Annotated in this window: 24 protein-coding genes, 1 tRNA gene and 1 pseudogene; 10 read left to right on the forward strand and 16 right to left on the reverse strand. The window is 66.8% G+C overall.

What is annotated here, in order from left to right; translation table 11 throughout:
* From atpD to EPO55_RS15275, 3 genes are all read left to right on the forward strand, one after another.
* A partial coding sequence (gene atpD / locus EPO55_RS15265) for a F0F1 ATP synthase subunit beta (protein ID WP_296337808.1) occupies positions 1–1,042 on the forward strand: 1,042 nt, incomplete at its 5' end.
* A 4-nt stretch (positions 1,043–1,046) separates the two neighbouring features.
* Positions 1,047–1,460 (forward strand): F0F1 ATP synthase subunit epsilon, encoded by a 414-nt coding sequence (locus EPO55_RS15270; protein ID WP_296337809.1) that lies wholly within the window; start codon positions 1,047–1,049, stop codon positions 1,458–1,460.
* 125 nt (positions 1,461–1,585) lie between these two features.
* Positions 1,586–2,404 (forward strand): ferritin-like domain-containing protein, encoded by an 819-nt coding sequence (locus tag EPO55_RS15275; RefSeq protein ID WP_296337810.1) that lies wholly within the window; start codon positions 1,586–1,588, stop codon positions 2,402–2,404.
* 4 nt (positions 2,405–2,408) lie between these two features.
* Here EPO55_RS15275 and EPO55_RS15280 read toward each other — a convergent pair whose 3' ends face one another.
* From EPO55_RS15280 to EPO55_RS15340, 13 genes and pseudogenes are all read right to left on the reverse strand, one after another.
* Positions 2,409–2,879: an RNA pyrophosphohydrolase gene (locus tag EPO55_RS15280; protein WP_296337811.1), complete on the reverse strand. Its 471-nt coding sequence runs from the start codon at positions 2,877–2,879 to the stop codon at positions 2,409–2,411.
* Positions 2,876–3,949: a divergent polysaccharide deacetylase family protein gene (locus tag EPO55_RS15285; RefSeq protein ID WP_296337812.1), complete on the reverse strand. Its 1,074-nt coding sequence runs from the start codon at positions 3,947–3,949 to the stop codon at positions 2,876–2,878. Before EPO55_RS15285 ends, EPO55_RS15280 begins: the two co-directional genes overlap by 4 nt.
* Positions 3,950–3,972: 23 nt before the next feature.
* Positions 3,973–5,379, reverse strand: coding sequence for a S41 family peptidase (locus EPO55_RS15290; RefSeq protein ID WP_296337814.1), 1,407 nt, complete (start codon positions 5,377–5,379; stop codon positions 3,973–3,975).
* A 128-nt stretch (positions 5,380–5,507) separates the two neighbouring features.
* Positions 5,508–7,103 carry a 2,3-bisphosphoglycerate-independent phosphoglycerate mutase gene (gene gpmI, locus EPO55_RS15295; RefSeq protein WP_296337815.1) on the reverse strand — a complete coding sequence of 532 codons (1,596 nt, stop codon included), beginning with the start codon at positions 7,101–7,103 and terminating at the stop codon, positions 5,508–5,510.
* Positions 7,103–7,690, reverse strand: coding sequence for a hypothetical protein (locus tag EPO55_RS15300; protein WP_296337816.1), 588 nt, complete (start codon positions 7,688–7,690; stop codon positions 7,103–7,105). Before EPO55_RS15300 ends, gpmI begins: the two co-directional genes overlap by 1 nt.
* Positions 7,691–7,757: 67 nt before the next feature.
* Entirely contained in the window at positions 7,758–8,216 is a 459-nt protein-coding gene (rlmH, locus tag EPO55_RS15305) for a 23S rRNA (pseudouridine(1915)-N(3))-methyltransferase RlmH (RefSeq protein WP_296337817.1), read from the reverse strand.
* Positions 8,213–9,298, reverse strand: coding sequence for a nicotinate-nucleotide adenylyltransferase (locus EPO55_RS15310; protein ID WP_296337818.1), 1,086 nt, complete (start codon positions 9,296–9,298; stop codon positions 8,213–8,215). The genes rlmH and EPO55_RS15310 overlap by 4 nt, the downstream gene beginning before the upstream one ends.
* Positions 9,298–10,578, reverse strand: a complete 1,281-nt coding sequence (locus tag EPO55_RS15315) for a glutamate-5-semialdehyde dehydrogenase (RefSeq protein ID WP_296337819.1) — start codon at positions 10,576–10,578, stop codon at positions 9,298–9,300. The genes EPO55_RS15310 and EPO55_RS15315 overlap by 1 nt, the downstream gene beginning before the upstream one ends.
* A 28-nt stretch (positions 10,579–10,606) precedes the next feature.
* Complete coding sequence (gene proB / locus EPO55_RS15320) at positions 10,607–11,722, reverse strand: glutamate 5-kinase (RefSeq protein WP_296337820.1); 1,116 nt, start codon at positions 11,720–11,722, stop codon at positions 10,607–10,609.
* On the reverse strand, positions 11,719–12,744 hold the full coding sequence (gene obgE, locus EPO55_RS15325) for a GTPase ObgE (protein WP_296337822.1): 1,026 nt from the start codon (positions 12,742–12,744) through the stop codon (positions 11,719–11,721). Before obgE ends, proB begins: the two co-directional genes overlap by 4 nt.
* Positions 12,745–12,816: 72 nt before the next feature.
* Entirely contained in the window at positions 12,817–13,104 is a 288-nt protein-coding gene (gene rpmA, locus EPO55_RS15330) for a 50S ribosomal protein L27 (protein WP_296337823.1), read from the reverse strand.
* Between the two features lie 40 nt (positions 13,105–13,144).
* Positions 13,145–13,438 (reverse strand): annotated as a pseudogene (gene rplU, locus EPO55_RS15335) (50S ribosomal protein L21); the annotation flags it as partial.
* Positions 13,439–14,129: 691 nt separating this feature from the next.
* Positions 14,130–15,374: an aspartate aminotransferase family protein gene (locus EPO55_RS15340; protein ID WP_296337824.1), complete on the reverse strand. Its 1,245-nt coding sequence runs from the start codon at positions 15,372–15,374 to the stop codon at positions 14,130–14,132.
* 64 nt (positions 15,375–15,438) lie between these two features.
* Between EPO55_RS15340 and EPO55_RS15345 the strand changes: the two genes are divergently transcribed.
* Both EPO55_RS15345 and EPO55_RS15350 read left to right on the forward strand, forming a co-directional pair.
* Positions 15,439–15,528 (forward strand) — tRNA-Ser (locus EPO55_RS15345).
* Positions 15,529–15,711: 183 nt separating this feature from the next.
* On the forward strand, positions 15,712–15,912 hold the full coding sequence (locus EPO55_RS15350; RefSeq protein WP_296337825.1) for a hypothetical protein: 201 nt from the start codon (positions 15,712–15,714) through the stop codon (positions 15,910–15,912).
* A 270-nt stretch (positions 15,913–16,182) separates the two neighbouring features.
* Here the strand turns inward: EPO55_RS15350 and EPO55_RS15360 are convergent, their stop codons facing one another.
* Positions 16,183–16,557 (reverse strand): hypothetical protein, encoded by a 375-nt coding sequence (locus tag EPO55_RS15360; protein WP_296337827.1) that lies wholly within the window; start codon positions 16,555–16,557, stop codon positions 16,183–16,185.
* A 74-nt stretch (positions 16,558–16,631) separates the two neighbouring features.
* Here EPO55_RS15360 and EPO55_RS15365 point away from each other — a divergent pair, with 74 nt between their 5' ends.
* The 5 genes from EPO55_RS15365 (at position 16,632) to EPO55_RS15385 (ending at position 21,091) form a co-directional block, all read left to right on the forward strand.
* The gene (locus EPO55_RS15365; protein WP_296337828.1) at positions 16,632–18,134 is read left to right on the forward strand and encodes an NAD(P)/FAD-dependent oxidoreductase; all 1,503 of its coding nucleotides are present in this window, start codon (positions 16,632–16,634) and stop codon (positions 18,132–18,134) included.
* Positions 18,135–18,383: 249 nt separating this feature from the next.
* Positions 18,384–19,370, forward strand: a complete 987-nt coding sequence (locus EPO55_RS15370) for an aldo/keto reductase (RefSeq protein WP_296337830.1) — start codon at positions 18,384–18,386, stop codon at positions 19,368–19,370.
* Positions 19,371–19,415: 45 nt separating this feature from the next.
* Positions 19,416–19,853 (forward strand): universal stress protein, encoded by a 438-nt coding sequence (locus EPO55_RS15375; RefSeq protein ID WP_296337831.1) that lies wholly within the window; start codon positions 19,416–19,418, stop codon positions 19,851–19,853.
* A 103-nt stretch (positions 19,854–19,956) separates the two neighbouring features.
* Positions 19,957–20,931 carry a tripartite tricarboxylate transporter substrate binding protein gene (locus EPO55_RS15380; protein WP_296337833.1) on the forward strand — a complete coding sequence of 325 codons (975 nt, stop codon included), beginning with the start codon at positions 19,957–19,959 and terminating at the stop codon, positions 20,929–20,931.
* Positions 20,932–20,950: 19 nt separating this feature from the next.
* Positions 20,951–21,091 carry a hypothetical protein gene (locus EPO55_RS15385; protein ID WP_296337834.1) on the forward strand — a complete coding sequence of 47 codons (141 nt, stop codon included), beginning with the start codon at positions 20,951–20,953 and terminating at the stop codon, positions 21,089–21,091.
* Between the two features lie 15 nt (positions 21,092–21,106).
* Here EPO55_RS15385 and EPO55_RS15390 read toward each other — a convergent pair whose 3' ends face one another.
* Positions 21,107–22,264 (reverse strand): mandelate racemase/muconate lactonizing enzyme family protein, encoded by a 1,158-nt coding sequence (locus tag EPO55_RS15390; RefSeq protein WP_296337835.1) that lies wholly within the window; start codon positions 22,262–22,264, stop codon positions 21,107–21,109.
* Between the two features lie 12 nt (positions 22,265–22,276).
* Entirely contained in the window at positions 22,277–23,494 is a 1,218-nt protein-coding gene (locus EPO55_RS15395) for an MFS transporter (protein ID WP_296337836.1), read from the reverse strand.
* Positions 23,495–23,496: the final 2 nt, after the last annotated feature.

A 23,496-nucleotide genomic window follows, 5' to 3' on the forward strand; every position in this document is an offset into this window, starting at 1 on the left:
CCTGGTCACCGGCATCAAGGTCATCGACCTGCTCGCGCCCTACGCCAAGGGCGGCAAGATCGGCCTGTTCGGCGGCGCCGGCGTCGGCAAGACCGTGACGATCATGGAGCTGATCAACAATGTCGCCAAGGCGCACGGCGGCGTGTCGGTGTTCGCCGGAGTGGGCGAGCGTACCCGCGAAGGCAACGACCTCTATCACGAGATGATCGAGGGCGGCGTCATCAAGCTCGACGGTCCGGGTTCCAAAGTGGCGCTGGTGTACGGCCAGATGAACGAGCCGCCGGGCGCCCGCGCCCGCGTCGGCCTGTCGGGCCTCACCGTCGCCGAATATTTCCGCGATGTCGAAGGCCAGGACGTGCTGTTCTTCGTCGACAACATCTTCCGCTTCACCCAGGCGGGCTCCGAGGTATCGGCGCTGCTCGGCCGCATCCCGTCGGCGGTGGGCTATCAGCCGACTCTGTCGACCGACATGGGCGCGCTGCAGGAGCGCATCACCTCGACCAAGAAGGGCTCGATCACCTCGGTGCAGGCCATCTATGTGCCCGCCGACGACTTGACCGACCCGGCGCCGGCCACGTCGTTCGCCCATCTGGACGCGACCACGGTGCTCAGCCGCTCGATCGCCGAGCAGGCGATCTTCCCGGCGGTCGATCCGCTCGATTCGACCTCGCGCATGCTCGATCCGCGCATCGTCGGCCAGGAGCACTACGACGTCGCGCGCTCGGTGCAGCGCGTGCTGCAGCAGTACAAGTCGCTGCAGGACATCATCGCCATCCTGGGCATGGACGAGCTTTCCGAAGAGGACAAGCTGGTCGTGACCCGCGCCCGCAAGATGCAGCGCTTCCTCAGCCAGCCGTTCCACGTCGCCGAGGTCTTCACCGGCACCCCGGGCGTGTTCGTGAAGCTCGAGGACACGATCAAGGCTTTCAAGGCGATCGTCGCGGGCGAGTACGACGACCTGCCGGAGTCGGCCTTCTACATGGTCGGCACCATCGACGAGGCCGTTGCCAAGGCCAAGAAGCTCGCGGCCGAGGCGGCCTAAGCCGATGGCCAAGGTCAACTTCCGCCTGGTCATGCCCGAGCGCGAACTGCTCGCGACCGAGGCCGACATGGTCGTGGTGCCGGGCAGCGAAGGTGACTTCGGCGTCCTTCACGGCCACGCGCCCCTGATCTCGACCGTCCGTCCCGGCGTGCTGGAAGTTTTCCAGGGCAGCAAGGCCGAACAGCGCTTCCTCGTGGTCGGCGGTTTCGCCGAAGTAACGCCGGAGCGCTGCACGGTACTGGCCGATGAGGCGCTGCCGTTCGAGACGGTCACGCCCGAGCAGCTGGCCGAGCGCGAGCGCGCCGCCGAGCGGGAGCTGACCGACGCCTCGACCGACGCCGAAAAGGCCACGGCCCAGAAAAACCTGGCCGTTGCCAAGGACTTGCGGCGCGCCCAAGCCTACTACGCCAGCCGCTGACCTCCGGGTCTTCTGAGGGCCATCCGCGCAATTTTCTGTCGAGATGTGCACCGACCGGCCCTTGAAGGCCGGGCCGGAGGCCGCTTTATTACGCTTGAGCGTCAGAATGCCGAGGGTTCTCGATCATGGGTAACTGGACACTCGAAACGATCGCTTGGGATCGGTTCGACGCGTCGAAGGTCGATCCGGAGATCCTGCGCAACATCAAGGCCGCGGCCCTGGTGGAGCGGAACGGCAGCGATTACGGCGTCTATCTCGCCCGTGTCTTCGCCGACGACCCGCAGTTCATCGAAGCTGTCGACACCTGGGTCGTGGAAGAGGTCCAGCACGGCATGGCACTCGGCCGCTGGGCCAGGCTCGCCGACCCGGCCTGGGATTTCGACGCCGCCTTCCAGCGCTTCCGCGACGGCTACAAGCTTCCGCTCGATGCCAACGACTCGGTACGCGGCAGCCAGGCCGGCGAGATGATGGCGCGCTGCATCGTCGAGACCGGCACCAGCTCGTATTACAGCGCCCTCAAGGACGCGACCGCCGAACCGGTGCTGAAGCAGGTCTGTGCCAAGATCGCCGCCGATGAGTTCCGCCACTACAAGCTCTTCTACGGTCACCTGCGGCGCTGCCTGCAGCGCGATCGCCTGAGCCGTTGGGGCCGGCTCCGCATCGGCTGGGGCCGCCTCAAGGAAAGCGAGGACGACGAACTCGCCTATGCCTATTTTGCGGCCAACGAATCCATCGAGGCTGTCTACGACCGCAAGCGCTACATGCGCGCCTACGCCCGACGCGCCTATCCGCTCTATCGCCAAACCCATATCCAACGCGCCATGGCGATGATCCTGAAAGCCGTCGGGCTGCAGCCGCAGGGCTGGCTGAACGCCCTGCTGACCCGGGTCGGCCTGTGGTTCCTGCGCCGCAACGCAAGCCGTCTCGCCGCCTCGGGCGCCTAGGCTTCTACGCCACCAGATCGGCGAACTCCTTCAGCACGGCCTCGTACACCGGCCGCTTGAAGGGCACGATCAGCGCCGGCAGGTCGCGCGCCGGGACCCACTGCCACGCCTCGAATTCCCGGTCGTGCGCGTCGATGTCGATGTCGGCGTCGGTCCCGGTGAAGGCGAGGGCAAACCATTTCTGCGCCTGGCCATGCCAGCGGCCCTTCCAATGGGCCGGCCGTTGGTCCTCCGGCACGTCGTAGGCAAGCCACTTGGCGCTTTCGCGCAGCAGCAGTGCCTTGGTCGTGCCGACTTCCTCCTTGAGCTCGCGGCAGGCGGCTTCGACCGCTGATTCGCCGTCATCGACGCCACCTTGAGGCATTTGCCAGGCGTCGGGCTGCTTTGCGCGGCGGCCGACGAACACGCGGCGGTCCGAGGCGATCAGCATCAGCCCGACGTTGGGGCGGTAGAACTCGGGGCGGTGGCGCATCATGGGCGCAACTGCGCCGGCTGGGCGCCCAGGCGTGTCATGCAGGCCTCCCGGCATTCGAAATGGCCGATGATCGGGACCAGCGAAACGGTCGTCGGCGCCAACTGTTGCCGGCGCCAGGCCACGATGGCATCGATCGCCTCGTTGTCCGGTTGCATCACGCCGAAGGCATGCCGCGGCGAGCGATCAGGTCCGCTTTCCCCGATCCAGCCGACGAGACGGTCGAGGGAGCCGGCGACGCCGTCGCTTGCCAGCCTGTAGTCGAGGATGTTGGTGCTGCGCGCGTACCCCACGCCGAATTCTACGGCCAGGCGGTGGAGGATCGCCGTATCCGGGGTCGGATTGATCTCAACCAAGGCAAGGCCGCGATCGGCGATCTCCCTGATAAGCGGCCGTACGGTCGACTCCGACCGCGGAACGGGGCCCGGAGAGCGGACGACGAAGCCGACATAACCTTCGCCACGCGACATCGCGATGCGCAGGCGGCGCAGGTTTTCTGCCACGTCGGCCGAGGTCTCGATCGGCTTGAGGCCGCGTTCGGCGATACCGCCGGGGTCCTCGGCCGGCAGCATGAGATAGGTTTCGTGGCCGCGTTCCCGCGCCCGTGCAAGCCAGCGCGGGAGGTCCGGGGTGCCGGGCAGGAAGGCAAGGCTCACCTCGCCCGGCAACTCGTCGATGGCGCGCAGCATCAGCGGTTCGCTGGCGCCGACATTGATCACAAGCAGTCCAATGCGGGCGGGTGGACCGGCGGGATCGAAGCGCCGTGAGTTGGCGATCCAGGGCATCCAGCCACCGGACGAAATCCGCGGCAAGCGCAGTCCGTCGCCGGTCACTTCGATCATCTCGGCAGCTTCGGCCGGCGCCAGGGTTCGAAAGCCCGATGGCGGCTTGGGCGGCAGCTTGAGCGAAACGACCTTGCGCGGCGTCGCGGTCTCGGCGGCTTTCGGCGCGCCGCTGCCGACACCGAAAGCCAGCAGGGCGGAAACGACGACCAGCCCGAGAACGAGCGCGTAGGCGGCAATCAGGCCGCCGCGCGCCCGCTGTTTTCCACTCCTCAGCCTGGCGGTCGACACGGCGTCATTCCGCCGCCGGCCGCTCAGTTGCCGCGGTTGCTGTAGAGCGAGATGCCACGGATCAGGTCGGCCGCACGCAGCAGCTGATAGTCGGCCACGGCTTCCTTCGGCGGCTCGTCGGGATCGCCCGACGGCGCCGGCGTGGTGCTGGCAGCCGGCTTTTCGTCCTTCTTGTCCGCCGGCTTGGTGTCGGCAGGCTTGTCCGCGGGTTTGGCGGCTTCAGGCTTCGCGTCGCCCGGCTTGTCGTTCGGATTGGTGATCGAGCGGCGCAGGTTCTCCTCGCGGAAGCTGCTGCGCTGTTGGATCGCCTCGATCTTGGCCTGTTCGACGTCGATGTCGGGCTTGATGCCTTCCTTCTGGATCGACCGTCCCGACGGCGTGAAATAGAGCGCGGTCGTGAGGCGGATGGCGCCCCCGCCTGTTACCTGCATGATCGTCTGCACCGAGCCCTTGCCGAAGGTGCGGGTGCCGAGAATGATCGCGCGCTTGTGGTCCTGCAGGGCACCGGCCACGATTTCCGAGGCAGACGCCGAGCCGCCATTCACCAGCACGACGATGGGCAGGCCGCCCGCGACGTCGCCTGGCTTGGCGTTCCAACGCTGCACGTCCTCGCTCTTGCGCGCCTTGACCGAGACGATCTCGCCCTTGTCGAGGAAGGCGTCGGACATGGCGATCGCCTGGTCGAGCAACCCACCAGGATTGTTGCGCAGGTCGAGGATGAAGCCCTTGAGCTTGCCGCCGGCCTCCTTCTTGAGCTTCTCGACGGCGTCGAGCACGCCCGACGTGCTCTGCTCGGTGAAGGAGGTGACGCGGATATAGCCGATGTCGCCGCCTTCGAGGCGATAGCGGACCGACTTCACCTTGATGGTCTCGCGGGTGAGCGAGACGTCGAACGGATCCTTGCCGGCGCGACGGATCGAAATCTTGATCGGCGTACCGACCTTGCCGCGCATCTTCTCGACCGCTTCCTGCAGCGTCAGCCCCTGCACCGGCTCGCCATTGAGGGCGAAGATCAGGTCGCCCGGCAGAATGCCGGCCCGGGACGCAGGCGTATCGTCGATCGGCGAGACCACCTTGATGACCCCGTTCTCCATCGTGACCTCGATGCCCAGCCCGCCGAACTCACCCTTGGTCTGGACCTGCATGTCCTTGTAGGTCTTGGGGTTCATGTAGCTCGAGTGCGGATCGAGTGCCGACAGCATCCCGTTGATGGCGTTTTCGATCAGCGTCTTTTCATCGGCCGGTTCGACATAGTCGCGGCGGACGCGCTCCAGCACGTCGCCGAAAAGGTTGAGCTGCTGGTAGAGCTCGCTCTTGTCGCCGCCGGCGGGCTTGGGGGCAGCCTTGTCCTGGGACCATGCCGGCAGGGCGATGGGAACGGCCAGGAAAGCCAGGATCGCGGCGGCGGAAGCGAAGCGCAAACGGGTCATTGGACTGCTTTCAGGGAATGTCGCTGGCCGGCATCGGACAGGCGACTCGGGGGTTCGGGTGTTGGGACCAAGATACAGGTCGGTATTTGGCAGGATCAAGGCGCAGACGGGTCACGACGCTTCACAAATCAGGCCGAGGCCGCGACCGCGGGACGGGGCGTCGCCAGGACGGCCGGGCGCGAAGCCTCGGAAAGGAGCGATTTTCCGGTCATTTCCGCGGGTTGAGGCACGCCCATCAGGGAGAGCAGCGTGGGGGCGACATCGGCCAGCTTGCCGTCGGCGAGCGAATGGATGGTCGCGGGGGCATTGAACAGCAACGCCGGCACCCGATTCAAAGTGTGCTGTGTGTGCTTCTGGTGCGAATTCTCGTCGAACATCTGTTCGGCGTTGCCGTGGTCGGCCGTGACGAACAGCACGCCGCCTGCCTTCTTGACCGCGGTCATCAGCCTGCCGAGACAGGCATCGACCGCCTCCACCGCTTTTATGGCGGCGGGAAGAATACCCGAGTGACCGACCATGTCGGTGTTGGCGTAGTTCACCACGATCAGGTCGAATTTGCCCGAGCCGATCGCCTCGACGAGCTTGTCCGTCACCTCGGGGGCGCTCATCTCGGGCTTCAGGTCGTAGGTCTGGACCTTGGGCGAGGGCACGAGGATCCGCTCCTCGCCGTCGAACACGCGCTCCTCGCCGCCGTTGAAGAAGAACGTGACGTGCGCGTACTTCTCGGTCTCGGCGATCCGCAACTGCTTCAGGCCGGCTTTCGAGATCGTCTCGCCCAAGCCCATCTTGATCACAACAGGCGGAAACAGCGTCTTGAGAAAGGGGTTGAGTGCGGCCGAGTACTCGACCATGCCGGCCGCCGTCGCGAACTTCACGAATCTGGAGCGCTTGAAGCCGTCGAACATCGGATCGAGCAATGCCGTCAGGATCTCGCGGGCGCGGTCGGAGCGGTAGTTGAACATCAGGATGCCGTCGCCGTCCTTCATGCCGGCGTAACCTTCGATCACCGTCGGCTTGACGAATTCATCGTCGAGGCCGGCCGCGTAGCCCTTGTCGATCGCTTCCCCGGACTTCCTGGCCGACTCTCCCTTGCCGTTCACCATGGCATCGTAAGCCAACGCCACACGATCCCAGCGCTTGTCGCGATCCATGGGATAGAAGCGCCCGGAGACGGTCGCAAAGCGGATCGGCAGGCCGGGCTTGAGGCCCGCTTCGATATGCGCCACGCACTCGAGCGCGCTGCGCGGGGGCATGTCGCGGCCGTCGAGGAAAGCATGGATCGCCACCGGCACGCCGCTGCCGGCGATCAGGTTGGCGAGGACGATCAGGTGATCCTGATGCGCATGCACGCCACCCGGCGAGGCGAGACCCATCAGATGGCAGGTACCGCCGGTCTTCTTCAACGTGGCCATGAGGTCGGCGAGCGCCGGGTTCCCGGCGAGCGATCCATCCTCGATGGCGTTGTCGATTCGCGGCAGGTCCGGCACGGCGACGCGACCGGCGCCGAGATTCATGTGGCCGACCTCGGAGTTGCCCATCTGGCCCTTGGGCAGTCCGACGAAGGTCTCCGACGCGTCGATCAGGCCCTGCGGGCAGGTGGCGATCAACCGGTCGTAGTTGGGCGTGCGCGCATCGAGGATGGCGTTGTCCCTGGGATCGGTGCGATGGCCCCAGCCGTCGAGGATGCAGAGGACGGCGGGTCGCGGACGCGAGGAAGCAGCCATCAGGAGGGCTTGCCGGCGCGCGGGCGCTCGCGCTCGACCGCGTTGAACTTGTTGGGGCAGTTGAGGTCGCGCGGATCGGTGTTGGGATTTTGGTCCGGTACCTCGATGGCGCAGAACACGAACTCGCCGCGGGGTTCGCCGTCGATGCTGATGTCGTAGGTGTAGGTTCCCGGCGGATCGCCTGGAATGATGCACCACGAGCGCTGCAGCACGCCATCCTGGACGGTCTCCAGCATGCGCGTCGTCGCCCGGGTCTTGTCGGCGCTCACCTCTGTCTCGGGGCCGGCGATCACCTGCTCGGCCGGCTGCGAGGTCGTCAGCACCTCGGTCAGCGACACGATGCGGTTCGGCCCACCGAGGTACATCCGCCAGCCGAAGCAGGCGCGGTTGAACAGCAGCGGGATGGCGTTGGTCTCGTAGTGGCGCTGCTTGCCGTCCTCGCCCGAGATCGACACGTAGGGAACATTGCGCACCGGCTTGAACGCCGGCTTCGCAGACGGCGTGGTCTGAGCCAGGGCGGCGGCGGAAACGACGGCCAGGGCGACAGCGGCGATGGCGGCGGCGGGCCACCGGGAACGGGTGTGCATGGGGGCCAATGTAGCCTCGGTTTTTCGTCAGAACAGAGGCAAAATCGACGCCATTCCAGCCCTCAATTCACACCCGGTGATAGGGGTGTCCGGCGAGGAGCTGCTGGGCGCGGTAGATCTGCTCGGCCAGCATCGCCCGGGCGAGCAGGTGGGGCCAGGTCATGGCGCCAAAGGACAGCACCAGGGCGGCTCGCTTCAGCAACGATTCGGGGTGCCCATCGGCGCCGCCGATCAGGAAGGCGACATCGGGCACGGACTCGTCGCGCCAGCGCCCAAGGCGGCCGGCGAAGGCCTCGCTGTCCAGAACCTTGCCGCGGCGGTCGAGTGCCACCAGGACGGCTTTGGCCGGCGCCGCGTCCAGCAACAACTCGCTTTCGCGCAGGATCAGCTGGGCCGGCGGCAGCTTGCGCTTCTCCTCGAGTTCGCGCAGCGCCAGCGGCCAGCGAATGCGGGCGGCGTAGTGCTCGTAGAGATCGCGCTCCGGCCCGCGGGTGGCGCGGCCGATGGCGGCGATCAGGAGTTTCACGCCGGCTTCTTGGGTCGTCGCGGGCGGGCGGCCCGGGTGGCTTTGGGCTTCGCCGGCTTGGACCCGGCCGCCTCTTCCTCGAGTGCCCACATCTTTTCGAGGGCATAGAAGGCGCGGGGCTCGGGGCGGAAGATATGGACGACGACGTCGCCGCCATCGACCAGCACCCAGTCGCCGGTCTGCTTGCCCTCGACCGGGATGTAGCCGTGGCCGGCCTGCTTCAGCCTGTCGGCCAGATGTTCGGCGATGGCCACGACCTGGCGGTTCGAGCGGCCCGAGGCGATCACCATGTAGTCGGCGAAGGCGGATTTGCCCTTGAGGTCGATGACGACGACGTCCTCGGCCTTGTCTTCTTCCAGCGAGTGGCGGGCGAGGGCGAGCAGCGCGTTGGAGGCTTTGCTCCGGTCGGGAAGCTGGCGCGCCCCTGTAGACGGATTTTGGTCGGAGATGGTCGTTCCTTTCGTTCTGGTTCGTCGTGGCCGGACGGCGCGGATCGCCGTGGCGGAATGGCTGTCCAGCCGGCTCGGGATAAAGCACCAGGCCGGCGGTTCGCAAGAGGCGAGGCGGCGCTCCTGGCCGGCCGCCAGCCGATAACGCGCAAAGGCGCGCGGGGCTGCGGCGGCCAGCGCCGGATAGCCCCAGCCCGGCCGCGCGAAGGCGGCGATCGGGATCGCCGCGAACAGGTCGCGCCAGCCCAGCCAATGCACCAGCTGGGGCAGGATGTCGGCCCCCATCAGCCAGACGAACTGGGCACGCGGGTAGAGTCGGTTGAGCGCCCGCACGGTGTCGAGCGTGTAGCGCGTGCCGAGCTGCAGTTCCGGCGCATCGACCCGGATCCTGGGATGACGGGCAAGCTGACGCGCGCGCGCCACGCGGGTCGACAGCGGCTCCATGCCGTCGTCGCTCTTCAGCGGGTTCTGCGGCGAGACCAGCCACCACACTTCGTCGAGGTCGAGCCGCTTCAGGGCTTCCAGACTGACATGGCGATGGCCTTCATGGGCGGGATTGAAGGAACCGCCCAGGAGGCCGATGCGGCGCGTCGTGTCGCGTGGCACGCCGGGCATCGGATGGTGTGCCGCCATCACGGGCGCAAGGTGCCCTTGCCGCGCACGATGTTCTTGTAGGTGGTGAGCTCGACCAACCCGACCGGTCCGCGCGCATGCATGCGGTTGGTCGAAATCCCGATCTCCGCCCCCAGGCCGAACTCGGCGCCGTCGGCGAACTGGGTGCTGGCATTGTGCATGACGATGGCGCTGTCGACTTCGCCCAGGAAGCGCGCGGCCGTGGCCTCGTTGTCCGTCACGATGGTCTCGGTGTGCTGGCTGCCGAAATCGGCGATATGCCGGATGGCGCCGTCGACGCCGTCGACCGTGGCGACCGAGATGACCGGCGCCAGGTATTCCGTGCGCCAGTCCTTCTCGGTGGCGGGCAGGGCCCTGGCGTCGCGCTTCTGCACCTCGCCGTCGCCGCGCACTTCGCAGTCGAGCTCGTGCAGCCGGGCGAGCACCGGCATCAGATGGGTGTCGAGCGCGGCGCGGTCGATCAGCAGCGTCTCGGCCGCGCCGCAGACGCTCACGCGGCGCATCTTGGCGTTGGCCACGAGATCGCGGGCCATGGCGATATCGGCATCGCGGTCGACATAGACGTGGCAGATGCCGTCGTAGTGGCGCAGCACAGGCACCCGGCTTTCCTCGGTGACCCGGTCGATCAGCGAGCGCCCGCCGCGCGGCACGATGAGGTCGAGCCAGTCCATGGCCCGCAGCATCTCGCCGACGGCGGCGCGGTCGGTGGTGGGAACGAGCTGGACGCAATCCTCGGGCAGGCCGGCAGTGGCCAGTGCGCGGCGCAGCAACTCGACGATGGCGCGCGAGGAATGGAAGCTGTCGGAACCGCCGCGCAACACCACGACGTTGCCCGACTTGATGCAAAGCGCGCCGGCATCGGCGGTGACGTTGGGGCGAGCCTCGTAGATCACGCCGATGACGCCGATCGGCACGCGCACGCGGCTGATGACGAGCCCGTTCGGCCGGGTCCATTCCTCGATCTTGGCGCCGACCGGGTCGGGCAGCGCCACGATATCGTCCAGGCCCCTGGCCATGGCCTCGACGCGGGCGTCGTCCAACAGCAGCCGGTCCTGAAGGGCCGACGTCATGCCGGCGGCCTGGGCGGCGGCGATGTCCTTGGCGTTGGCGGCCAGGATCGCCGCCTTTTCGCCGCGGATCAGGCGGGCCGCCTCGGTGAGCGCGCGGTTTTTGGCCATGGTGCCGGCATTGCGCAGCGCCGTGGCGGCGCTTTTCGCGCGCCGGCCGAGCTCGGCCACGATCGCGACGGCATCCTCGGCGGGCTTGGTCTGAATGTTCATCGGCCGCTCCAGTATGCCTTGCCGGCGCTCACTCGACCACGAGGTCGTCGCGATGGACGATCTCGTCGCGGCCGCGGAAACCCAGCAGGCGCTCGATCTCGGCGCTCTTGCGGCCGGCGATGCGGCGGGCATCCTCGGCGGCGTACGCCACCAGCCCGCGCGCCAGCACGCGGCCGGCGCGATCCTTTACGTCGACCACGTCGCCGCGCTTGAAGTCGCCGTCTATTCCTGTAACGCCGGCCGGCAGCAGGCTCTTGCCGGACGACAGCGCCTTCACGGCACCATCGTCGACGGTGAGTGCGCCGGCGGTCTTGAGCGAGCCCTTGATCCACTTCTTTCGGGCCGACAGCGGCGAGGCCTCGGGCAGGAACCAGCTGCAACGCGCCTTGGCGTCGATCAGGGCGCCCAGCGCGCCGACCGGCCGGCCGTCGGCAATCGCCATGCGGCAGCCCGCGGCCATGGCGATGCGCCCGGCCATCAGCTTGGTCACCATGCCGCCGTTCGACATTTCGGAAGCGGCGCTGCCGCCCATCGCCTCGATCTCCGGCGTGATCTCGCGAATCTCGGGAATGAATTTCGCGGCGGAGTCGGTGCGGGGATCGCCGGTGTAGAGCCCGTCGATGTCGGACAGCAGCACCAGCGTGTCGGCCGAGATCATCTCGGCGACGCGGGCCCCCAGGCGGTCGTTGTCGCCGAAGCGGATCTCGTCGGTCGCCACCGTGTCGTTCTCGTTGATCACCGGCACGGCCTTGAGGCCGAGCAACGTGGCCATGGTCTGGCGCGCGTTGAGGTAGCGGCGGCGCTCCTCGGAATCATCGAGCGTCAGCAGGACCTGCGCCACCGTGATGCCGTGGCGCGCGAGCGCTGCCTGGTAGGCGTGGGCGAGCTGGATCTGGCCGGTGGCAGCGGCGGCCTGGCTTTCCTCGAGTTTCAGCGGGCCGGCGGCGAGCTTCAGGTGCGTGCGGCCGAGCCGGATGGCACCGGAGGAGACCAGCACAACCTCGCAGCCGCCTTTGTGCAGGCGCGCGACGTCGTCGGTCAGGGCCTTCAGCCAGTCGTGGCGGATTTCGCCCTTGGCCTCATCGACCAGGATCGACGAGCCGATCTTGACGACCAGCCGTTTCGAGCTGGCCAGCGGGCTCATGCCGCTTCCTTCCCCGAATTGGCGCCGGTGTCGCGCTGCTTCTCGACCAGCTTCATCAACTCGTGGAGCAGGGGTTGCACGCCATGGCCGGCGACGGCCGAGATGACGTGCACCGTCTTGCGGCTCACCTTGGCGAGCCTGGCGCGCTTGGCTTCGATGTCCGAAGGCGTCATGGCGTCGGTCTTGTTGAGCGCCACGATCTCCTTCTTGCGCGCGAGGTTGCCGCCGTAGGCGCGCAACTCGGCACGCACCGTACGGTAGGCATCGGCGACATCGTCCTGCGTACCGTCGACCAGATGCAGCAGTGCGCGGCAGCGCTCGACGTGGCCCAGAAAGCGCGTGCCGAGACCGGCGCCTTCATGGGCGCCCTCGATCAGGCCGGGAATGTCGGCCATGACGAACTCGCGCTCGCCCACCTTCACCACGCCGAGGCCGGGATGGAGCGTGGTGAAGGGATAGTCGGCGATCTTGGGGCGTGCGTTCGAGTTGGACGACAGGAAGGTCGACTTGCCGGCGTTGGGCAGGCCCACCAGGCCGATATCGGCGATCAGCTTCAGCCTGAGCCACACCCAGCGCTCCTCGCCCGGCCAGCCCTTGTCGGCACGGCGTGGCGCGCGGTTGGTCGAGCTCTTGTAGTGCAGGTTGCCGTAGCCGCCGTCGCCGCCCTTGGCCAGGATGACGCGCTGGCCGATCGTGGTGAGGTCGACCAGCAGGGTTTCGTTGTCCTCGGCGAAGACCTGCGTGCCGCGCGGCAGGCGCAACACGACATCCTTGCCCTTGCCGCCGGTCCTCTGGGCACCCATGCCGTGATGGCCGGTCTCGCCCTTGAAATGCTGGGCATAGCGGTAGTCGATCAGTGTGTTGAGGCCGTCGACGCATTCCAGGACGACGTCACCGCCGCGCCCGCCGTCGCCGCCGTCGGGGCCGCCGTACTCGATGAACTTCTCGCGGCGAAAGCTTCCCGACCCCGCGCCGCCGTTGCCGGAGCGGACGTAGATCTTGGCCTGGTCGAGGAACTTCATGGGTTGGGTCCAGAAATGAAAAGGGGGAACGGTTGACCGCTCCCCCTTCGAATTCCGATTGGGTGGGAACGGCTATTCGGCAGCCATCTTCGCCGGGTTCTGGGCCGGCGCCGGGAGCACGTTCACCTCGACCTTGCCGCCCGTCCGCTTGCGGAACGAGACGATGCCAGGGGCGGTGGCGAACAGCGTGTGGTCGCGGCCGACCCCGACGTTCTCGCCGGCGTCCATCTTGGTGCCGCGCTGGCGGACCAGGATGTTGCCCGACAGGACCGTCTGTCCGCCGAAGCGCTTCACGCCCAGCCGCTTGCCGGCCGAGTCGCGGCCGTTGCGCGAGGAGCCGCCTGCTTTCTTATGTGCCATCGTTCTACTCCGGTCGCCCTAAAGGATGATGAGGTTAGGCGACGATCTGTTCGATCTTGACCACCGTCAGGTCCTGACGATGACCGTTCTTGCGCCGCGAATTCTGGCGGCGGCGCTTCTTGAAGACGATCAGGTGCGGCCCGCGGGCCTGCTTCACGATCGAGCCCAGCACCTTGGCGCCGGCCACGGTCGGCGCGCCGATCTTCTCGCCCACCATCAGCACGTCGGTGAACTCGATCTTGGCGCCCGCCTCACCCTCGATCTTTTCGACCGTGAGCGTGTCGTCGGCGGCGACTGTGTATTGCTTTCCACCCGTGCGGATAACGGCGATCATGATGACACCTGACTGAAGCCTCCCGGTCCGGGGGCACCCTCCACCACCCCTTGGGGGAAGCGGCCGGATCCGGGCCCAAATGCGGGAAAGCACGAAAGAACGCGGCGGGCCTGAGTGACCCGCCGGAAGAGGGCGGAATATACGCAGGAAGCCTTCCGAGTCAACGTCGGTGAGAGGGCCGCCCGGGCGGCTTTCCCTGTGCCCCGCGGCCGCCCGGCGAGCGGCCGAACAGCCCGGCCCAACTTTGCAAAAAGGGCCCAACTCAGCCGACCGAAATCCGGCTCTCCGCCCGCCGAAGAGCCAGCAAATTCAATCTTTCAGAGGGCCCGGCCGGCCCACCTGAATTGAGGGAGTGTTGGGCCCGAAGTTGGGCCCGACTCCGGGATAAGCCTTATTCCACGGGCTTTTCTCGCGTTTCGCGAAATCTTTGATCGCACTGCCCCGGTGCACCCTGTGCCCAGGGTGTCGTTAAGTGTCTGTTCTGGCGTCGTTATCTGGCGCCGAGTTGGGACGGGGTCGTTCTTGGGACTGTCCACGGGTCAGGACCCGCGGCGGCTGCACCTGAGCGCATTGCGCAAACCCGTGGGCGGCCACGGGAGGTCTTGCCGGACATGACAGAGGCCGGCGCAGTCCAAGCGCCAGCCTATAGGAAATATAGGCATATTCCTGCTGAAGTTGCAACTTTCTCTTTTCAGTAGGTCGAGCCGGCCTCGTGGGACCTGGCGCCGGATTGCCGGGCCTGTCCGACCGCCCAGGCGAGATCGCCCAGATAATCGCCCACCATGCGCTCGTGGCTGGGGTTCAGGTGCATGTGGATGCCCGGCGGCTCGACCTGGCGGCCGATCAGCCAGCCGCGGCTGCCCATGGCGTCCGATACCGCGCCGATGTCGAGGGCCGGATCGGCCGAGCGGGTGACGAAGATCGAGAGTTCGCTGGGCTCCAGCACGGCCAGGCCCGGGATGCGGCCGATGCCGTCGATCAGCGCCTTCTTGTTGTCCATGATCAGGCGGGCACAGCGCAGATAACCCTCGTCCCCCAGGTAGTTCAGCGTCGCCCAGGCGGCGGCGATCGCGCCGCCCGGCCGCGTGCCCTGCATCGTCCAGGCGACGTAGGGCCCGCGCTCCCATTCGCGGAAGTCGAAGGTCTGGTGCTTCTCCTTCAGTTCCTTCGCGCGCAGCAGCAGCAGCGACGCGCCCTTGGCCGCCATGCCGTGCTTGTGCAGGTCGGTCGAGAGGCTGGTGACGCCCGGCACCGCGAAATCCCAGTCCGGCACGGGATGGCCGAGGCGCTTCACGTAGGGCGAGAGGAAGCCGCCGACGCAGGCATCGACGTGCAGCCACAGGCCGCGCGATTGCGCCAGCGCGCCCAGTTCGCGGATCGGATCGAACACGCCGAACGGATAGCAGGGGGCCGAGCCCACGAGGCCGATGGTGTTGTCGTCGATTTTCGAGGCGATGGCGCCGACGTCGGCCTTGAAGTCGTTCCGCGTGGTGGGCACGCGGCGCACGTCGATGCCGAGTGCGTGGCCGGCGCGGCTGAAGGCGGGATGGGCGGTCCGCGGCACGACGAAATTGGGCTTGTCGATGCCCTTGGTGGCGCGCGCCCAGTCGCGCGCCGTCTGGACGGCGAGGAAGATGCTTTCGGAGCCACCCGAGGTGAAGGTGCCGGCCGCATCCTCGGGGGCGTTCATGAGCGAGAGGCCGAAATCGACGACGTCGTTCTCGAGCTTGGCGAGGGAGGGGAAGGCGCGCTTGCCGAGGCTGTTCTCGGTCCAGAAAGCGGCGTAGGCGCGCTTCTGCACCTCGGCCAGCTCGTCATCCAGATAGTAGTAGTAGACGGCCATCCGGCCGTCCCGCCACGAGAAGTCGTCCTTCTTGGCGGCCTGCAGCCGGGCCTCGATCTCGGGCCAGGCGAGCCCCTTTTCCGGCAACTTCATGTCGCTTCCCCGCCTCGCCGAGGTAGTTGCCCCGGCAATTTCTCCCGCCTATAACCCGGCGCCCGGAGAGGTGCCAGAGTGGTCGATCGGGACGGTCTCGAAAACCGTTGTGCGTGCAAGCGTACCGTGGGTTCGAATCCCACCCTCTCCGCCATTCAACATCAGGGCCCGTTCGGGCCCTGATGTTGAATGGTGCAGCGGGCACGGTGGACGAACCCAGGGTTCGAGCCTGAGCGTAGCGAAGGCCGGCGAGGCGAAGCCGAGCCAATCCCACCCTCCTGACGACTCTCCGCAAGTGTGGGCAGACGCCCCTTCGGATGCTACCCTCGGAACCATCATGGCCAACTTGGAAGACATCGAAAAAGCCGTAGCCGAATTGCCGATCGATCAGCTCGCCCGCTTCAGGGCCTGGTTCGAGGAATTCGAGGCGACCCGTTTCGATAAGAAGATCGAGCGTGACGCTTCGACGGGTAGGCTCGATCGGCTGGCCGAGCAGGCGCTTTCGGATCTCCGGGGCGGTCGCGCGCGCGAACTGTGAGGCATTTCGCCAGTCCGGCATTCTGGCAATCCTACGCGAGACTTCCGGAAGACGTCCGGGCTCTGGCCGATAAGAATTACGCTCTCCTCAAAGAAAATCCACGACATCCGTCCCTTCAGTTGAAGAAGGTGGGCCGTTTCTGGTCGGTTCGCGTTGGTGCGCGCTATCGCGCGCTGGCTCTTGGGGTTGATGAAGGTCTTTTGTGGTTCTGGATCGGTTCGCACGCCGACTACGATGCGATGATCTGATATTGCCGACTTTGCCCCAACCTCACGTCGCCGACCTGGTACTCAGCCACTTCCGAGCGGCGTGGATGTCCGGGAACAGCCGCATCGGCCGCCGGATGCTGGCGAGCGACTTGAAGACCGCGGCCAGCCCGTCGTTCCTCTTCGAGCCCGCGACCACGGCGAAAGGACCGAGGCCGTCGATCTCGAGGAAGTTGGTCAGGAGCCCCGCGAGTTTCACTCTTTCCGCGTCGCTCATGCCGGATTTGCCCTGCGTCGCCACGAATATCTTTGGAAAACGCAGGGCCTTTTCCCTCTTGAGGGCGGCCAGATATTCCTGGAAGTCCTTAAGCGTGACGACGCCGTCGGAAACGCAGATCACCATGCGATCGAGATGCGACACTTTCCATTGAAGCGACATTGGCGATTGGTCCGGAGGAAATGCAGGATCACAATAGCCTTACTCCAAGCGTCCGAGAAAGAAACCACGACCCCATGCCCGATACAGCAACCCTGCCTGCGGCCGCCGCCCAGAAGACCGAGCATTTCGACGTCCTGATCGTCGGCGCCGGCATCTCTGGCGTCGGCGGCGCCTATCACCTCACCCAGCAGTGCCCCGGCACGAGCTTCGTGGTTCTCGAGTCGCAGGAAAGCTTCGGCGGCACGTGGCTCACCCATCGTTACCCGGGCATCCGGTCCGACAGCGATCTCTACACTTTCGGCTACCGCTTCAAGCCGTGGACCAGCGCGCCGATCGCGACGGCGGCCGAGATCCTGGCCTACATGGGTGAAGTGATCGACGAGAACGACCTCGGCCGGCACATCCGCTACGGCCACAGGATTTCCTCGGCCCGCTGGTCGAGCCAGGACAATCGCTGGACGATCGAAGCCACGCGCACCGATACCGGCGAGACCGTCCGCTTCACGGCGAATTTCCTCTGGATGTGCCAGGGCTACTACCGGCACTCCGAGGGCTACACGCCCGAGTGGGAAGGCATGTCGAGCTTCAAGGGCCGGATCGTCCATCCGCAGACCTGGCCGGAGGATCTCGACTATGCCGGCAAGAAGGTGGTCGTGATCGGCTCGGGAGCGACCGCGGCGACGCTCGTGCCGGCGATCGCGAACAAGTGCGGCCACGTCACCCTGCTGCAGCGCTCGCCGACCTATTTCATTCCCGCCCGCAACGCGAACGACCTCGCCGACACGCTACGCCAGCTGCAGATCGACGAAAGCTGGATCCACGAGATCGTGCGCCGCAAGATCCTGCACGATCAGGCGGTGTTCACGCGCCGCGCCTTCGAGGAGCCGGAGGTCGTGACCAAGGAGCTGCTGGGCGGCGTGCGCGCCTACCTCGGCCCCGACTACGACGTGGCGACGCATTTCACGCCGACCTACCGGCCGTGGCGGCAGCGCATCGCCTACGTTCCCGATGGTGACCTCTTCAGGGGCATCCGTGCCGGTCACGCCTCGGTGGTCACCGACGAGATCGAGCGCTTCACCGAGACCGGCATTCACCTGAAGTCGGGCAAGGACCTCGAGGCCGACATCATCGTCACCGCCACGGGCTTCAATTTGAATGTCCTGGGTGACATCGAGTTCGCCGTCGACGGCAAGCCGCTCGACTTCGCCGACACGGTCACCTACCGCGGCATGATGTTCACCGGCGTGCCCAACATGGTGTGGGTGTTCGGCTACTTCCGGGCGAGCTGGACGCTCCGTGCCGATCTGGTCGCCGACTTCGTGTGCCGCCTGCTCGGGCACATGAAGGAGAAGCAGGCGAAGAAGGTCGCCGTGGCGCTCCGGCCCGAGGACAAGGACATGCCCCTGCTGCCCTGGATCGATCCGACCAATTTCAATCCGGGCTACCTCATGCGCGGCATGCACCTGCTGCCCAAGCGGGGCGACAAGCCCGAATGGCAGCATACCCAGGATTACTGGACCGAGAAGGACCAGTGGCCGGGGATCGACCTCGACGATCGGGTGTTCGTCTACGGCTAAGCCCGGCGCATGCTAGGGTCTTTCCGACTGAATCAGAATCGCTTCTTCTCCTCCCCAGCGAAGCTGGGGAGGTGGCCCGTCATACGGGCCGGAGGGGTCATGAGTCTCACAGGTGGCCTACGCGCCTTCACAGGCGCGGGACCCCTCCGCCCGCGAAGACGCGGGCACCTCCCCTTGCACGCAAGGGGAGGAGAGACTCTATTCAATCGACGTCGGAAAGACCCTAGTGTCCACCGCGAGGAGGACACCATGACAGCAGTCAGCGCCAAATCCCGTAAACTCGGCAGCAGCGATCTCACGGTATTTCCGATCGGACTCGGCCTGATGTCGCTCTCCGGCGCCTATGGCAAGAGCGACGACGCCGAGGGAATCCGAGTCATCCATCACGCGCTCGACCGCGGCGTCACCCTGCTCGACAGTTCCGACATGTATGGTTGGGGCCACAACGAGACCCTGCTGGGCAAGGCGCTCGCCGGTGGCCGGCGCGCCAAGGCAGTTCTCGCGACCAAGTTCGGTCAGACGCAGAACGGCGTCGACGGTCGACCTGAACACGTGAAAGCCGCCTGTGAGGCCAGCCTCAAGCGGCTGGGCGTCGAGGTGATCGACCTCTACTACCAGCATCGCGTCGACCCCTCGGTGCCGATCGAGGACACGGTGGGCGCCATGGCCGATCTGGCAAAGGCGGGCAAGGTGAGGGCGCTGGGGCTGAGCGAGGCGGGACCCGAAACGATTCGCCGGGCGCATGCCGTCCATCCGATCGCCGCGGTGCAGAGCGAATATTCCCTGCTCTTCCGCGTCGATGCCGAGGAGACGCTCAAGACCACGCGGGCGCTCGGCATCTCCTTCGTTGCCTATTCGCCGCTCGGCCGCAGTCTGCTGACCGGCGCGGTGCGCCAGGCCGCCGACATCCCCGAAGGCGACGGCCGCGGCCGGCACCCGCGCTTCGCGGCGGACAATCTTGCGCGCAACCTGGTGAAGGTCGCCGCGATCGAGGCCGTGGCGCGGGCCAAGGGCTGCAAACCGGGCCAGGTGGCGCTCGCCTGGCTGCTGGCGCAAGGTGGCGACATCGTGCCGATCCCGGGCACCAAGCATGCCGAGCGCGTCGACGAGAATCTGGCGGCGCTGGACGTTGCCCTTTCGGCCGGCGAGGTGGCAGAGCTCTCGGCGGCCTTGCCGCCCGGTGCGGCGGCGGGCACACGCTATCCCGAAGCCCATATGAAGGCCGTTCATCTCTAGGGAACGGGCGACGGCCCTCGCATTGGGCCTTTCAGGAGAAATCAGATGTACAAGCACATTCTCATCCCCACCGATGGCACGGCGTTGTCGGAGGCTGCGCTCGACAAGGGCCTCGCGTTCGCGCGCGAGATCGGCGCCAGGGTCACCGTGATCACGACCATTGAGCCCGCCCCCATGATGGTGGCGGCATACGTCCAGCTCGCCCAGTCGCAGACCCGGTATCACCAGCATGCCGCGGAGCAGGCGGCCCGGCATCTCGAGGCAGCCCTGGCCAAGGCCAAGGCGGCCGGAGTGCCCTGCGAGACCGTCCAGGTCGAGCATGACCATCCTTACGAGGCGATCATCGAGACGGCGACGAGCAAGGGCTGCGACTTGATCGCCATGGCGTCGCACGGCCGACGCGGCATCTCCGCTCTCGTGCTCGGCAGCGAGACCACGAAAGTGCTGACCCACAGCACGACGTCGGTCCTCGTCTTCCGCTGAAGCCCGGGCCGGGGGGCGACGTTCGCTGGTCGAGAGCATCGCCATTCTCCGTTAGGCATCAGCCTCGAGTTCGATATCCTGCTGTTCCCCAGGGAGGGTAGAAATGGCGAGACTTGGACGACGAGGCTTCGTTGGTGCTGGCGTTGTCGCGGCGGTGACAGCCGGCGGTTCGGCAAAGGCACAGGCTTTTCCCGCCAAGCAGATCCGCTGGATCATCCCTTTCGCGCCCGGCGGCAACTACGACGTCACCTCGCGCATCGTGGCCGAGCCGATGGGGCGTCAGCTCGGCCAGGGCATCCTGATCGACAACAAGCCGGGTGCGGGCGGCGTGGTCGGCCTCGAACTCGCCTACAACGCGCCGGCCGACGGTTACACCATCGTCATGGCGAGCTTCACCGTGGGTTACGTGGCGCCGCTCTTCGCCGGCAAGAAGGAGATGCTGTCGCAGTTCGCGCCGGTCAGCATCCTCACCACCGTGCCGACCCTGATGGTGACGCGGGCCGACAGCCGTTTCCCCGACATGAAGAGCGTGTTGGCGGAAGCCAAGGCCAAGCCCGGCACGGTCAGCGTCGGCCAGCCCGGCAACGGCACCACCAACCATGTCGCCATCCTGCGCCTGCAGCTGAACGAGAACATCAAGTTCAACGTCATCCCCTACCGCGGCTCGGGCCCGGGCATCGCCGACCTGCTGGCGGGCAACATCGACTGCTACGTCGATCAGCTCACCAGCTCGATGCCGCACATCCAGTCCGGCAAGCTCCGGCCGCTCGCGACCTTCGGCCTCGAGCGCATTCCGCAGCTTCCCGACGTGCCGACCCTGGGCGATCTCGGCAGCAAGCCGTTCGACGGCAACACGACGGCCGGTGTGTTCGCCCATGTCGACACGCCCAAGGCCGTGATTGCCCGCTTGAACCAGGGCGTCGTGGCCGGCCTCAGGGACGAGGCGGCGGGCAAGCGGCTGCGGGAACTGGGCGCCATCGTCCGGCCCTCGACACCCGAGCAGTTCGCGGCGGCCCTCAAGGCCGATCAAGAGAATGTGTCTGAACTGTTGAGGTTAGGCCTGTTGAAGCCCGAGTAATCCGACCAATATCGATCCCATGATGACGCATCGATCGACAATCCTCGCGATGATCGTGGCCCTCCTTGCCGGCGTCGCGCTGGCGGCGTGCCAGACGGGTACGCCCCAGGACGGCCGATACCAGACCCACGGCGGCGGCTGGGACAACTTCCGCGCCTGAGGTCGGGTCGCCGCCTCAGGCGGTCTTCATGACCGCCCAGAGATCGGCCTTGCGCTCGAAGCCGATCCCGGGCGCGTCCGGCAGCGCCACACGGCCGTCGACGACCGGACAATCGTCGGCGAAGCCGCCGAAGGGCGCGAACACCTGCGGGTAGGATTCGTTGCCGCCGCACTGCAGGCCGACCGCGATGTTCAGCGCAAACTGGTGGCCGCCGTGCGGCACGCAGCGCCTTGGCGACCAGCCGTGCGCCTTCAGCATCTCCAGCGTGCGCAGGTACTCGACCAGGCCGTAGCTGAGCGCCGGGTCGTACTGCAGGATGTCGCGGTCGGGCCGGAGCCCGCCGTGGCGCACCAGGTTGCGGGCGTCCTGCATGGAGAAGAGGTTCTCGCCGGTGGCGAGCGGCGGGGCGTACTGGGTGGCGAGTGCCGCGTGCGCCAGGTAGTCGAGCGGATCGAGCGGCTCCTCGTACCAGCGCAGGCCATAGCCTTCGATCGCCTTGCCGAAGTCGATGGCGGTGGTGAGATCGAACTTGCCGTTGACGTCGACCGCGAGGCGCTCGCCGGTCCCTACGATCTTCAGCACCGCCTCGATGCGCTTGATGTCCTCGGCGAGCGGCACGCCCCCCACCTTCATCTTCACGCAGGAATAGCCGAGCTCGAGATAGCCCTTCATCTCGTCCTGCAGCGCCTCGATATCCTTGCCGGGATAGTAGTAGCCGCCGGCGGCATAGACCCAGGCCTTGTCGTCGTGCGCGCCGCCGTTGTAGCGGTCGGCCAGCAGCTTCCACAACGGCACGCGCTTGGCCTTGGCCAGGGCATCCCACAGCGCCATGTCGAGCACGCCCACGGCCACCGAACGCTCGCCGTGACCGCCCGGCTTCTCGTTGGCCATCATCGCGGCCCAGCACTTCGCCGGATCGATCAGGCCCTCGCCGTCGAGGAGAGAATCGGACTTGGCGGCCTTCAGGCGCGGGATGAACCGCTCGCCTAACAGCCCGTGCTGGGCATAGCGGCCGTTGGAGTTGAAGCCGTAGCCCACCACCGGCTTGCCATCGACTTTCAGGTCGGTCTCGATCGCCACCACGCTCGCCGTCATCTGGCTGAAGTCGATGTAGGCGTTGGCGATGTTGGAGCGGATCGGCGAGACGATGTCGCGGATGGCCGTGATGCGCATGGCGGGATTCCCTCAGGCGTAGACGTTGCGGCGGCTCTGGCGCATCAGCAGCCAAAACGCCACCGCGAAGTTCAGCACGTTCCAGGCGATGCCGTTGATGAAGGCGGCGCGATACGAGCCTGTCATATCGAACAGCACGCCGCCCATCCAGCCGCCCAGGGCCATGCCGATCAAGGTCGACGACACGGCGATGCCGACCCGGAAGCCCGCTTCCTTGGGCGGGAAGTATTCACGCACGATGATGGCGTAGGACGGCACGATGCCGCCCTGGAACAGGCCGAACAGCGCCGAAGCGATGTAGAGCGAGTTCAGGGAGTCATCGATCAGGTAGAAGACCAGTGCCAGGCATTGCAGCGTCGAGCCCAGGATCAGCGTCTTGATGCCGCCGACCCGGTCGGCGATCCACCCCGAGGCGATCCGGCTGACGATGCCGAAGCCCAGCATCAGTGACAGCATCTCCGCGCCCCTGGCGACGCCGTATCCGAGGTCGGCGCAGTAGGCGACGACATGGACCTGCGGCATCGACATGGCGACACAGCAGGCAATGCCGGCGACGACCATGACGGCCTGCAGGGCATTGGGCGAAAGTCCGAGCGAACGCGCCGAATGGGCGGCCACGCCCGCCGACCCGGCGATGCCGCCGGCCTGCTCGGCGTGGTGGGGCGGCTTGCGGCGGAGTGCGAAGGCGAGCGGCACCATGGCCACGAGACAGAGGACGGATGCGGCCAGGAAGGTGTCGCGCCAGCCGTGATCGCGCATCAGCCGCTCGACGATCGGCGGCCACACCGTGCCGGCGAGATAGTTGCCAGACGCTGCGATGGCGACGGCCATGCCGCGGCGCTTCAGGAACCAGTGCGAGACGTCGGCGACCAGCGGCGCGAAGGTGGCGGCTGCGCTGAAGCCGATCAGGGCCTGGGCCGCGGCGAACAGGACAAGCGAGGGCGCCATCGCAGCGCCGGCGAAGCCCGCCGCGAGGCCGATCGCGCTCATGATCGCGGTGACGACGATGCCGCGGCGATCGACCAGCCATCCCAGGGCGACGCCGCCGACGAAAAAGCCCATCGTGTTCATGGTGTAGGCGAAGGAGATGTCGGCGCGGCTGACGCCGAGGTCGATCTGCACGATCGGCAGGGCGACGACCAGGCACCACATGCCGATGCCGCCCACCGTGCTCAGCGTCACGCTGGCGGCCAGACGCCACCACGAATAACTCGAATCGACGCCGGACATGA

The organism is Reyranella sp. (genome assembly GCF_004296935.1).
GTDB lineage: Bacteria > Pseudomonadota > Alphaproteobacteria > Reyranellales > Reyranellaceae > Reyranella.

Excerpts from the sequence above, each read along its gene's own strand:
- EPO55_RS15270 (WP_296337809.1), top strand. The coding sequence starts at position 1,047 with ATGGCCAAGGTCAACTTCCGCCTGGTCATGCCCGAGCGCGAACTGCTC.
- EPO55_RS15275 (WP_296337810.1), top strand. The coding sequence starts at position 1,586 with ATGGGTAACTGGACACTCGAAACGATCGCTTGGGATCGGTTCGACGCG.
- EPO55_RS15280 (WP_296337811.1), bottom strand. The coding sequence starts at position 2,879 with ATGATGCGCCACCGCCCCGAGTTCTACCGCCCCAACGTCGGGCTGATG.
- EPO55_RS15290 (WP_296337814.1), bottom strand. The coding sequence starts at position 5,379 with ATGACCCGTTTGCGCTTCGCTTCCGCCGCCGCGATCCTGGCTTTCCTG.
- gpmI (WP_296337815.1), bottom strand. The coding sequence starts at position 7,103 with ATGGCTGCTTCCTCGCGTCCGCGACCCGCCGTCCTCTGCATCCTCGAC.
- EPO55_RS15300 (WP_296337816.1), bottom strand. The coding sequence starts at position 7,690 with ATGCACACCCGTTCCCGGTGGCCCGCCGCCGCCATCGCCGCTGTCGCC.
- EPO55_RS15310 (WP_296337818.1), bottom strand. The coding sequence starts at position 9,298 with ATGGCGGCACACCATCCGATGCCCGGCGTGCCACGCGACACGACGCGC.
- EPO55_RS15315 (WP_296337819.1), bottom strand. The coding sequence starts at position 10,578 with ATGAACATTCAGACCAAGCCCGCCGAGGATGCCGTCGCGATCGTGGCC.
- proB (WP_296337820.1), bottom strand. The coding sequence starts at position 11,722 with ATGAGCCCGCTGGCCAGCTCGAAACGGCTGGTCGTCAAGATCGGCTCG.
- obgE (WP_296337822.1), bottom strand. The coding sequence starts at position 12,744 with ATGAAGTTCCTCGACCAGGCCAAGATCTACGTCCGCTCCGGCAACGGC.
- rpmA (WP_296337823.1), bottom strand. The coding sequence starts at position 13,104 with ATGGCACATAAGAAAGCAGGCGGCTCCTCGCGCAACGGCCGCGACTCG.
- EPO55_RS15340 (WP_296337824.1), bottom strand. The coding sequence starts at position 15,374 with ATGAAGTTGCCGGAAAAGGGGCTCGCCTGGCCCGAGATCGAGGCCCGG.
- EPO55_RS15350 (WP_296337825.1), top strand. The coding sequence starts at position 15,712 with ATGGCCAACTTGGAAGACATCGAAAAAGCCGTAGCCGAATTGCCGATC.
- EPO55_RS15360 (WP_296337827.1), bottom strand. The coding sequence starts at position 16,557 with ATGTCGCTTCAATGGAAAGTGTCGCATCTCGATCGCATGGTGATCTGC.
- EPO55_RS15365 (WP_296337828.1), top strand. The coding sequence starts at position 16,632 with ATGCCCGATACAGCAACCCTGCCTGCGGCCGCCGCCCAGAAGACCGAG.
- EPO55_RS15370 (WP_296337830.1), top strand. The coding sequence starts at position 18,384 with ATGACAGCAGTCAGCGCCAAATCCCGTAAACTCGGCAGCAGCGATCTC.
- EPO55_RS15375 (WP_296337831.1), top strand. The coding sequence starts at position 19,416 with ATGTACAAGCACATTCTCATCCCCACCGATGGCACGGCGTTGTCGGAG.
- EPO55_RS15380 (WP_296337833.1), top strand. The coding sequence starts at position 19,957 with ATGGCGAGACTTGGACGACGAGGCTTCGTTGGTGCTGGCGTTGTCGCG.
- EPO55_RS15385 (WP_296337834.1), top strand. The coding sequence starts at position 20,951 with ATGATGACGCATCGATCGACAATCCTCGCGATGATCGTGGCCCTCCTT.
- EPO55_RS15390 (WP_296337835.1), bottom strand. The coding sequence starts at position 22,264 with ATGCGCATCACGGCCATCCGCGACATCGTCTCGCCGATCCGCTCCAAC.
- EPO55_RS15395 (WP_296337836.1), bottom strand. The coding sequence starts at position 23,494 with ATGTCCGGCGTCGATTCGAGTTATTCGTGGTGGCGTCTGGCCGCCAGC.